Annotated in this window: 10 protein-coding genes; 5 read left to right on the top strand and 5 right to left on the bottom strand. The window is 57.2% G+C overall.

Annotation, left to right across the window (positions count from 1 at the left end):
- The 5 genes from B0G83_RS37495 to B0G83_RS37475 all read left to right on the top strand — a co-directional run.
- Nucleotides 1-1,317 (top strand): LLM class flavin-dependent oxidoreductase (locus B0G83_RS37495; RefSeq protein WP_105512303.1); only part of this gene is annotated, 1,317 nt, incomplete at its 5' end.
- 28 nt (nucleotides 1,318-1,345) lie between these two features.
- A complete protein-coding gene (locus B0G83_RS37490; protein WP_105512302.1) occupies nucleotides 1,346-1,846 on the top strand; it encodes a flavin reductase family protein in 501 nt (166 codons plus the stop codon).
- 296 nt (nucleotides 1,847-2,142) lie between these two features.
- Nucleotides 2,143-3,060 (top strand): LysR family transcriptional regulator, encoded by a 918-nt coding sequence (locus B0G83_RS37485; RefSeq protein WP_105512301.1) that lies wholly within the window; start codon nucleotides 2,143-2,145, stop codon nucleotides 3,058-3,060.
- A 159-nt stretch (nucleotides 3,061-3,219) separates the two neighbouring features.
- Nucleotides 3,220-3,822 (top strand): nitroreductase family protein, encoded by a 603-nt coding sequence (locus B0G83_RS37480; protein WP_105512300.1) that lies wholly within the window; start codon nucleotides 3,220-3,222, stop codon nucleotides 3,820-3,822.
- Nucleotides 3,823-4,349: 527 nt separating this feature from the next.
- Nucleotides 4,350-5,498 carry a porin gene (locus B0G83_RS37475; RefSeq protein ID WP_105512299.1) on the top strand — a complete coding sequence of 383 codons (1,149 nt, stop codon included), beginning with the start codon at nucleotides 4,350-4,352 and terminating at the stop codon, nucleotides 5,496-5,498.
- A gap of 327 nt (nucleotides 5,499-5,825) precedes the next feature.
- Here B0G83_RS37475 and B0G83_RS37465 read toward each other — a convergent pair whose 3' ends face one another.
- From B0G83_RS37465 to B0G83_RS37440, 5 genes are all read right to left on the bottom strand, one after another.
- Entirely contained in the window at nucleotides 5,826-6,356 is a 531-nt protein-coding gene (locus B0G83_RS37465) for an IS110 family transposase (protein ID WP_258168510.1), read from the bottom strand.
- Between the two features lie 144 nt (nucleotides 6,357-6,500).
- Nucleotides 6,501-7,523: a 4-hydroxy-2-oxovalerate aldolase gene (mhpE, locus tag B0G83_RS37460; protein WP_105512297.1), complete on the bottom strand. Its 1,023-nt coding sequence runs from the start codon at nucleotides 7,521-7,523 to the stop codon at nucleotides 6,501-6,503.
- A 13-nt stretch (nucleotides 7,524-7,536) separates the two neighbouring features.
- Nucleotides 7,537-8,478, bottom strand: a complete 942-nt coding sequence (locus B0G83_RS37455) for an acetaldehyde dehydrogenase (acetylating) (protein WP_105512296.1) — start codon at nucleotides 8,476-8,478, stop codon at nucleotides 7,537-7,539.
- A gap of 666 nt (nucleotides 8,479-9,144) precedes the next feature.
- Complete coding sequence (locus tag B0G83_RS37445; RefSeq protein WP_146120368.1) at nucleotides 9,145-9,312, bottom strand: porin; 168 nt, start codon at nucleotides 9,310-9,312, stop codon at nucleotides 9,145-9,147.
- A 96-nt stretch (nucleotides 9,313-9,408) separates the two neighbouring features.
- Nucleotides 9,409-10,188 carry an ABC transporter substrate-binding protein gene (locus B0G83_RS37440; RefSeq protein ID WP_105512295.1) on the bottom strand — a complete coding sequence of 260 codons (780 nt, stop codon included), beginning with the start codon at nucleotides 10,186-10,188 and terminating at the stop codon, nucleotides 9,409-9,411.
- Between the last annotated feature and the right edge of the window lie 22 nt (nucleotides 10,189-10,210).

Raw genomic sequence — 10,210 nt, 5'->3', positions numbered from 1 at the left:
GACGGAAAAATGAGGCTCGGCCTCTCGATGAGATATCTCGGCTATCACACTGCCGCCTGGAGGCATCCGGATGTGCCGGCGGAAGGAGCGCTGAGCTTTGCACATTTCTTAAACACGGCCCGCAAGGCGGAAGCGGCGCATCTCGACATGGTTTTCTTTGCTGACGGTCTTGGGATCCGCGCCAATGACAATCCGAAAGGATCTCTTGCGCGTGACATGCGGAATGCAGAGTTGGAACCGATCACGCTTCTCGCCGCACTGGGTGCAACCACGTCAAACATCGGGTTAGTGGCAACTGCCTCAACCACCTACAACGAACCGTTTCACGTCGCACGGAAATACGCTTCGATCGATCACATCAGCGGCGGCCGCGCCGGATGGAATGTCGTCACTTCATGGTCAGATGAGGAAGCTCAAAACTTCAACAGGAACGAGAACCTTGCCTATGAAGAGCGGTACGAACGAGCCGACGAATTCGTCGACGTTGTCAGATCCCTTTGGCGGAGTTGGGAGGAGGACGCGTTCGTTCGAGACAAGGAAAGCGGACTTTTCTATCACGAAGACAAGTTGCACGTGCCGAACCACAAGGGCAAGCATTTCCAGGTACGCGGCCCGTTGAATTCCGCGCGTACTCCGCAAGGAGAGCCGATCATCGTGCAGGCCGGAGCTTCCGAGGCCGGCCGTGAGCTTGCCGCCAGATGCGCGGATGTGGTTTATAGCAATTCGCATTATCTGAAACATGCGCAAGATTACTACGGCGATCTGAAGGGGCGGCTCGCGAAGTATGGTCGCGAGCCAGGCGAGTTGTTGATCATGCCGGGCATTACACCGTTCGTCGGTAGGACCAGGCAAGAGGCACAAGACAAGTTCGACCAGCTTCAGGAGCTTATCCACCCGCTGAGCGGCCTGGCCGAGCTTTATAACACGCTCGGCGACCTATCCGGCTATCCGCTCGACGGCCCGGTGCCAGACATCGGTGGGCAGAAACTCAGGAGCCTTGCATCAAACCTGTTGGAGATGGCTCGTGCCGAGAACCTCTCAATTAGACAACTCTATCAGCGCGTCGCATCGACTTTCTCGGTACGCCTGGTGATCGGAACCGCCAGCGACATCGTTGATGAAATGGAAGAGTGGTTCAAGAATGATGGCGCAGACGGCTTCAATTTTTGCCCGGCCATTCTTCCGGGCGGTATGGAGGACATTAGCGATTTCATCATCCCGGAACTGCGCCGCCGTGGGTTGTTCAGGGACCGATATGAAGGACGAACTCTGCGCGAGAACCTTGGGCTCAAACCCAGTGTCTACAAGCGTGGATGATCCGTCATAGTCTAGTCAGGTGACCGAAATGCAAACCATCGATTCCAAAGGTAACTTCCAGCAGGCGATGTCGTTGTTCGCTGCCGGTGTTACAGTTATTACCGCAATGCGCGACGCAAAGCCGGTCGGCCTCATCGCGACATCGGTATGCAGTCTCTCCGACGACCCACCGTCGATCATCGTCTGCGTGAACAAGTGCGCTTCGTCCCACGACGCAATCCTGGGCGCAGGTAGTTTTGCCGTGAATCTTCTTTCGACAGCGCACTGCGGGCTCGTTGATACGTTTCGCAAGCGCAAAGGGCAAGACCGTTTCGCCGCCAACAAATGGTCATCTCTCGAGACCGGTGCACCGATCCTGCTTGATGCTACCGTCGCATTGGACTGCGAAATCAGCGATCGGCATGACGGATTCACTCACTCCATTATCGTTGGCGTAATCAGAGAGATTGCGTTCAATGAGACTGTCGATGCGGGATGCCTTCTGTGGCACGAACGTGGTTTTGCACGAAGCGCGCCTCTAAGAATTTGACTGGCAGACGCTGGTGCGGTCATGTCACTGAGTATGCGTCCGGCATGATCGCAGATAAAACAGCAGATTTTTTTCTAAGGGATTGATATCAATCTCTAGATGCGAGGCGTCTTGATTGCCCGTTCAACTTGGCCGGCCGGTGTGATCGTTCGTCCAAAGCGCACTTGATTGGGCGGTGTCGACTTAGAAGGACCAGCAATCCTCGATCATGTGAATACCATGGCCGACACGCCCTTGCGATGTCGGTCCGAACCATAGATGATGGTTGCTGAAAGGGGACAGTCACTTGGGAAATCATGAACATCCGGCAACTTGAAGCGTTCCGCACGACCATGATGGTCGGCACTGTAAATGGTGCGGCGGATCTACTGGGGCTGTCTCAGCCATCGGTGAGTCGCTTGATCACCGAGCTCGAGAAGGAGCTCGGCGTGACATTGTTTAACCGCGCTGCTGGCAGGCTCGTGCCGACGCCTGAAGGCAGGATGATCCACGAGCAAGTAGAGAACACATTCCGTGCGTACCAAAAGATCGGAGAACTTGCCGCTGATGTGAGGAAACTTCGCGTAGGCGGAATTTCGATCGCATGCATGCCTGCCCTCGGAATAACTTTTTTGCCAGCAGTCATAGCCCGGTTTTGCGAAGCTCACCCAGACGTTGATATCTCACTGGATGTTCAAACTTCCACGAAGGTGGAAGACTGGATTGCGACGGAAAGAATCGACCTTGGTCTTGCAGAAGTACCTTACGACCGCGAAGATCTTTCGGTTGACGAATTCTGCAACATTCCCTACTACGCGGTTATGAAGAAGGGACACAATCTCAGTAAAAAGTCGACGCTTTCACCTGAGGATTTCGAAGGTTGCTCATTTATCTCGACCACGGCGCACTATCAAGACCGGCCGCACGTTGATCGACTATTTGAATCGCGAGACGTAAGCCGTGTTATGCGTATCGATACGTCATTCTCCCACTCGACATGCGAGTTGGCCGCACTAGGAATGGGTGTCGGTTTTATCGATCCTTTCAGTGTTCACGGATACCTTGACCGGGTCGATGTTCGACTCGTGGACCCGTGTATCACCTTCAGGGTTGGGCTGCTATACCCGAAGTCTCGCCCGTTGTCGAAAGTGGGGCGAGCATTTGTTTCGTTTATGAAGCAGCATCGTGATCGATGGTTCGCTGAAGTCGCAGCAGCTTGCAAAGTCCATGAGTGACTCTGCCCAGACGCTTTTAGCCTGGCTGTCGCGTAGGCGGCCCGGATTGATCGCCTGAATATGTTCAGACCTGGGCGGAAATGGGAGTAACTCTAGAAAAATCCGTCTCACATGATGACCTGTTTTTGGTCTTGAATAGACTGTTATCAAATTCAGACTATGGCTATCCAAATACTCCGTAACCCTGATTATCCGATTGATGTGCAGTTCGTCGAGCGCTGGTCTCCTCGCGCTTTCACATTAGATCCTATCGATGAGCGGGCGCTTCTCACTATTCTCGAAGCTGCCCGTTGGGCCCCCTCGTCTTACAACGCGCAACCGTGGCGATTCATGTACGCCCGCCGGGATACAGAATCCTGGGAGATGTTCCTTTCCTTTCTGAGTGACTTCAATCGTTTATGGGCGACCCGCGCAGCTGCAATCATTGTGGTCGCGTCAATGTGTACATTTCGGATGCCTGGGAAGGACGAAGAAGTGCCTTTACTTACGCATTCGTTCGACGCAGGAGCGGCCTGGGCGTTCCTTGCGCTGCAAGCTAGCCTCTCGGGCTGGGGTGCTCATGCCCTTGCTGGGATCAACAGCGAAAAAATCCGGGGTGATCTGGATATTCCCGACAACTTTGCAGTGGAAGCATGCGTAGCCTTGGGCCGAGCCGGGGATGCAACGTTGCTTCCGGATTCGCTCCGGGCAAGGGAAATGCCTAGTGACCGCAAACCACTTAGTGACATTGCGGCGGAAGGCCGCTTCGTCGACGGGTCTTAAGTGTTCTGGGGCGGCTACGGCAACTCTCCGCGCAGGTGCGGCGCGAAATCGCGTCGGACGCGTGAGATCCCAACAGTGACCGGGGCGTTGGCGAAGAGAAGCGGTCGAGCGCCGTCTGCACGCAGGCACGGTTGCAGCCGAGAAACCAACTGATCAATGTGGCGAAATCCAGCTTGCGGCGACGGATGAAATGCATCGGATCGGCAACATGACGCGTGCGCAGTTCCGCCGAATGAAGGTAGCTGATGAACTCGCTCAATACAGGGATAACGGTCCATATTGTGAAATAACGAGGACTATGACAGCCTGCATCCTACCCGCTCAGCTTCGTGCTTACAAGTACGAGCGCGCTAAGTTCGGAGGATTGGCGTCGATCCTGGTATCGCATCCTTCCCTGCAATAAAATCTTTGAGTGTGCGTTATTTTTAAATATGGGGGTGGCGTATATAAGTTATTTAGGTGTACATCGTAATGTGTATGAGAAGTTAATTGAGTTCAATAAATAAAATTTATAATGGAGTTTGGAGATGAAGCAAAAACTGCTGGTTGCATTAATCGTTGCTGCGTCTGCAGTGCCTGCCTTTGCTCAGAGCACTGTTACCCTTTACGGGCTCATCGACGAAGGTCTTGACTACACCAACAACGTAGGCGGCAACAAGGTATATGACCTCCAGAGCGGTTACGCGCAAGGCAGCCGCTGGGGGCTGAAGGGCTCGGAGGATCTCGGCGGCGGCGTGACGGCGGTGTTCAAGATCGAGAGCGGTTTTAATGTCAACAACGGGAAGCTCGGGGAGGGCGGCCTAGGTTTCGGCCGGTCGGCCTTTGTGGGGCTTTCTGACAGCCGTTTCGGAACGGTCACCTTGGGGCGCCAGTACGATTCGCTCGTCGACTACCTCGCACAGACCACGGCGAACGGCAATTGGGCCGGCTATCTGTTCGCGCATCCGTACGACAACGACAACACCGACAACACGTTCCGCGTGAACAACACGGTCAAGTACTCAAGCCCGACCTTTGCGGGCTTCCAGTTTGGTGGAACGTACAGCTTCAGCAACGACACGAACTTCGCGAACAACCGTCAATACAGCCTCGGCGGCCAGTATGCGAACGGTGGCTTGCTGGTTGCCGCAGCCTATTTGCAGGCCAACAACCCGTCAGCGAGCGCCGGTGGTGCGGTCAATAACGGTGGTGACGAGAACTTCCTGGCCAAGCGGTTGCGGGTATTCGGCGGCGGCGTCAACTATACGTTCGGCTCCGCAACCGCTGGCTTCGTGTACACGAACACGGACATTACCGCGCCGCTCTCGACGACCTACATTTCCGGCTCGATTCTGCCGACTACCGGTACGCTGAGCGCGCTCAAGTTCCAGAACTTCGAACTGAACTTCAAGTACCAGTTCACCCCAGCTTTCTATGCGGGTGCGCAATATATTTACACGCTTGAGCGCTTCGAGGCTTCGTCGGGGACAGAGAGCCCGAAGATCCACTCGGTTGGTGTGATGGCCGACTACAACCTCTCGAAGCGGACCGATGTTTACCTTCAGGGTGCATATCAGAAGGTGGCTGGCGACAAAACGAACACCGCACTGGACCTGGCTTATGTCCCAGGTGCCGCGGACGCTTCGTCGACGCAGAATCAGGTCGTGATCCGTGCTGCAATTCGCCACAAGTTCTAACTTCGTGATACGACGTTGTTGATGAGGCCAGCCAGGATAAGCGCTTATGCTCTGCAGCGCATAAGCGCTTTTTGGGTGTTGTTACATTGCTGATCGTAGGAGCAGGATTGACAGTCGGGTGCATCCTGTTTGCCCCGGACGCCGACGTGCGTCATTGATCCAGGCGCCTGCCATGCGACCCATGCCTGTCTTGACTCGGCATCTGCCATTGCCTGTTCATTCTGCCTATTTCGGGCAGGAACTTGAGGTTCGTTATTGCTGGCATCGACTGTACGGTCGCCGCGTCAAGGTCAGGGACATTGAGCAGCGCGGCGGCGGGCGTGTAGTTCACATCGAGGCCGACCCAGGTGTAGTGCGAATGGGTGGCAGAGTGGATGCAGGATGCGGCAGTGTGCTCAGAGGTGGCTCCGGAAATCTGGACAGTCGGTTACGCGCCGAACCATTCATTTCGTTGCTCGCGTCCTCGAGTGCCTCGACGAAGCGGGTGCGCAATGCGTCGATGCCTTGCGGCAGGAATACGCCAAATTCAATCAGCAGAGAGCGTAGCCGGTTGACCAGAGCGGTGCGCTCCTCGATGAAACCATTTCGCAGGCGGTGTATCACGAGCACACTTTGCTGCTCGGGCGTTTTGATCGTCACGAAGCGCATTTGCGGGCGGCTTGCCGCCTCGCAGATCGCCTCGGGATCTAGCGCGTCGTTCTTCACGTGCTTGCCGCCTTTACGATACGGGGCTGCAAACTGGGACGCGATGAGCCGTACTACGTGCCCGAGCGCGCGCAACCGGCGCGCCCAGTAATGCGCCGCACTGCACGCTTCCATCGCGACCAGGCAAGGCGCGAGGTTCGCAAACCATGCCAGAAACTTTCACTGTGCAATCGCTTTCTTCACCACCACGCGCTCCATGCTGTCCACGCCGTGTAGCTGCATCACATCGATACGCTGTTGGCAAGTTCTGCGAACACGCGGCGGCTGTGTTCAAGCGCAGGCGCCGCAAGTGCTGCTTCAGCTTTGGCTTTCGAGTGCCCGCGTCAAATCCAGCGCGACGTCGACGATCATGTCTTCCTGGCCGCCCACCATGCGGCGCTTGCCGAGTTCGACGAGAATGTCGACGGTCTTCAGGCCGTACTTCTTCGCGGCCACCTCCGAATGACGCAGGAAGCTTGAATAAACGCCTGCGTAACCGAGCGCGAGGGTCTCGCGGTCGACGCGCACCGGACGGTCCTGCAGCGGACGCACAATGTCATCGGCTGCGTCCATCAGCGTGTACAGGTCAGTGCCGTGGTCCCAGCCCAGACGCTGCGCCGCGGCGATGAACACCTCGAGCGGCGCATTGCCCGCGCCCGCTCCCATGCCGGCGAGACTCGCGTCGACGCGGTCACACCCTTCTTCCACCGCGACGATCGAATTGGCGACGCCGAGCGACAGGTTGTGGTGGGCATGCATGCCGGTCTGCGTTTCGGGCTTTAGCACGCCCTTAAGCGCCCTGAAGCGCGCACGAATGTCGCACATGTTCATCGCGCCACCCGAGTCCACGACATAGATGCAGGTCGCGCCGTAGCTCTCCATCTTCTGCGCTTGAACGGCGAGGTTTTCGGGGGTCGTCATGTGGCTCATCATCAGGAAGCCGACCGTGTCCATGCCGAGTTCACGCGCATATTCGATGTGCTGCATCGAAATGTCCGACTCGGTGCAATGCGTCGCGACGCGCGCCACGCGCGCGCCCGCCTCATACGCGGCCTTCAAATCGTGAATCGTGCCGATGCCGGGCAACAGCAGTGTCGCGATGGTCGCGTGGCTCACGACGTCGGCCGCCGCCGCAATCCATTCGAGATCGCTGTGTGCACCAAATCCGTAATTGAAGCTGGAGCCTTGCAGACCATCGCCGTGCGCGACTTCGATACTGTCCACTTTCGCCTTGTCGAGCGCGCGTGCGATGTCCTGCACGTTCTTGATTGAGTACTGATGGCGGATGGCGTGCATGCCGTCGCGCAACGTCACATCGGAGATATAAAGCTTCTTGCCCATGTCGGTGTGCTCCCTACGCGTTCGCGAGCGATTGTGCCATGCGCTCGGCGGTCGCGAGCGCGGCGGAGGTCATGATGTCCAGATTGCCTGCATACGCCGGCAGATAATGTGCTGCACCTTCGACCTCGATGAACATCGAGGTCTTGAGTCCGCCGAAGCGGCCAAGTCCGGGGATGTTGAGCGGCGAGTCGGCAGGAATCTCGTCGAACTGCACCTTCTGCTTGAGACGGTAGCCAGGCACATACGCGCTCATCGCGCTCGCCATCTCCTCGATCGACGCCTCGACCTGCGCGCGCTCCGCGAGTTCGGACAGCACATAGACCGTGTCGCGCATCATCAGCGGCGGCTCGGCCGGATTCAGCACGATGATCGCCTTGCCCTTCGCCGCGCCGCCGACCGCTTCAATCGCCTTAGACGTGGTCTCGGTGAACTCGTCGATGTTCGCACGCGTGCCGGGGCCAGCCGACTTGCTGCTGATCGATGCGACGATTTCCGCATAGTGGACCTTCGCCACGCGCGACACCGCCGCCACCATCGGAATGGTCGCCTGCCCGCCGCACGTGACCATGTTCACGTTCGGCGCATCGAGATGCGCATCGAGATTGACGACCGGCACGCAGTACGGGCCGATCGCGGCAGGCGTCAGGTCGATCATCCGGATGCCGGGCTTGAGCGCGCGCAGGAAAGCGTCGTTCTTCACGTGCGCGCCGGCGGAGGTTGCATCGAACACAAACTCGATGTCCTCGAAGACCGGCAAACGCGCCAATCCCTGAACGCCCTCGTGGGTTGTCGCGACGCCGAGCTGCGCGGCGCGCGCGAGACCGTCGGAAGCGGCGTCGATGCCGACCATCGCCGCCACTTCCAGGTGCAAGCTGCGACGCATGATCTTGATCATCAGGTCCGTGCCGATGTTGCCGGAGCCGATGATCGCGGCTTTGAGTTTTTCGGAAGCCATGTCAGTCCTCAATGCTACTGGTTGCAGGTTTTTCGCGGGGGTTAAAACGGGCGGAGAGGCCGGCTGGGTAAGGGATCGGAGCGGTTGTCGTCGAAGCGGCTAGAATCCATCGCTTTGCTGATGGAAAATGGCCCAACGCCAAGCCCGACAAAGGATTCCGTTGGAATTGAGCGAAGCGCAATTCAACGAATTTCTCTTGCCTCGTTTGCCACGGGGTCGTCGAGGCCCGCTGCCGCGACTGCCGTTGTACAGGATCTTCAACTACATCCTGAAGGGCGCTGTACCTTGGCTGACAGTGGCACATGCTGCCGATCGACAGGAATCAGCAGGGTCGACGCGAAATCCATCCGACGGGCATTTACCGGATCTTTCGTCGCCGGCAGGCGAGCGGATGTTTCGACGCGATATTTCTGGCCTCAGTACGCCGACTCCAGCAGGACCAGTTGCTCGATCTGTCGATCATTCACGGCGACGGCACAACGACTGCGGCAAAGAAAGGCGGCGACAATCCCGGTTTCAGTGGCGTCGCCGGCCATCACTGCTCACGCCGACGGGTTCAAGCTTCAAGGGATCTGAGGGATTCTGCGTCATATGTCCACCTGTCAGTTAGGTGGACACATACTGCGCCGTCCCGCCCCAGGAAACCATGTGCGCCTAATTCACCGCTTACCCTTGGACCGTACCGCTCTGGAGCTCGAACAGCTTGTTGCCACCGACGTTGTTCGTATAGTTGATTCCTTCATCGATCAGACCGTAGAGCGTCACGGTACTTTGGGCCATTGTGGGAGCTGCGGCGGCTGACATCACGAAAGCTGCAAGAAGTTTCATTTTCATTAAGGTCTCCAAAGGTTATATTGTGGGTCACGATGCTTCTTTGTGCGCAACCCTGGGTCGGGCACGCGGTCTGTTTTGCTGGGCGGTTGACGTCGATTAACCGCCGTAAATATCGAATGTGAAGTACTTCTTCGCAATTCGGTCATACGTCCCGTCCTTGCGGAGACTGTCGATCGCACCGTTGATTGCGTCGAGCAGGGCTCTGTCACCCTTTCTCACACCGATGCTGACGCCGGGACCGAAGATGGCGGTGTCGTGGATGGCCGGACCTCGCGCGAAACCGAAATCACGACCCTGCGAAGTCTTCAGGAATCCCGATTCAGCGGTCGGCCCCGAAGCCAGTGCCGCATCGAGCCGCCCACCCGCGAGGTCATTCCACACCTGGTCTTGCGAAGGGTAGGGCACAATGTCAACGCCGTTCGTCCAATGCTTCCGTGCAAAGGCTTGCTGTGTGCTTCCCTGCAAGACTCCGATATGCTTTCCGTTGAGCGATTCGGGCGTTGCCACCAGAGCCGAGCCGCGCCTTACAACCAGCGCTTCGACGTTGGCGTATATCTTGTGGCTGAAATCGATTGCCTTCGCGCGCTCCTCGGTCTTCGACATTGACGAATTGATCGCGTCGAACTTGCGGGCCTGCAACGCGGGAATCATGCCGTCGAACGAGTTTTCAACCCAGACGCACTTCACCTTGAGCTTCGCGCAAATTGCATTACCCAGATCGATATCAAATCCAACGAGGTCGCCACTCGGGGTTTTCGACTCAAATGGCGGGTAAGCGCTGTCGACTCCGAACTTAAGTTCCTTTCCATCGTACGCGAATGCCGCAAATGGAATGGACGTTGCGCACAGGGCGACCAGCAGCGTTTTAATCTTCATTTTGGTTTCTCCTAGATTCCAA

This window comes from Paraburkholderia sp. BL21I4N1 (genome assembly GCF_002973525.1).
Classification (GTDB): Bacteria; Pseudomonadota; Gammaproteobacteria; order Burkholderiales; family Burkholderiaceae; genus Paraburkholderia.
Note: the sequence above shows the minus strand (reverse complement) of the source record. Positions and strands in the feature narration are given on the sequence as shown.

Excerpts from the sequence above, each read along its gene's own strand:
- B0G83_RS37490 (WP_105512302.1), top strand. The coding sequence starts at position 1,346 with ATGCAAACCATCGATTCCAAAGGTAACTTCCAGCAGGCGATGTCGTTG.
- B0G83_RS37485 (WP_105512301.1), top strand. The coding sequence starts at position 2,143 with ATGAACATCCGGCAACTTGAAGCGTTCCGCACGACCATGATGGTCGGC.
- B0G83_RS37480 (WP_105512300.1), top strand. The coding sequence starts at position 3,220 with ATGGCTATCCAAATACTCCGTAACCCTGATTATCCGATTGATGTGCAG.
- B0G83_RS37475 (WP_105512299.1), top strand. The coding sequence starts at position 4,350 with ATGAAGCAAAAACTGCTGGTTGCATTAATCGTTGCTGCGTCTGCAGTG.
- mhpE (WP_105512297.1), bottom strand. The coding sequence starts at position 7,523 with ATGGGCAAGAAGCTTTATATCTCCGATGTGACGTTGCGCGACGGCATG.
- B0G83_RS37455 (WP_105512296.1), bottom strand. The coding sequence starts at position 8,478 with ATGGCTTCCGAAAAACTCAAAGCCGCGATCATCGGCTCCGGCAACATC.
- B0G83_RS37445 (WP_146120368.1), bottom strand. The coding sequence starts at position 9,312 with ATGAAAATGAAACTTCTTGCAGCTTTCGTGATGTCAGCCGCCGCAGCT.
- B0G83_RS37440 (WP_105512295.1), bottom strand. The coding sequence starts at position 10,188 with ATGAAGATTAAAACGCTGCTGGTCGCCCTGTGCGCAACGTCCATTCCA.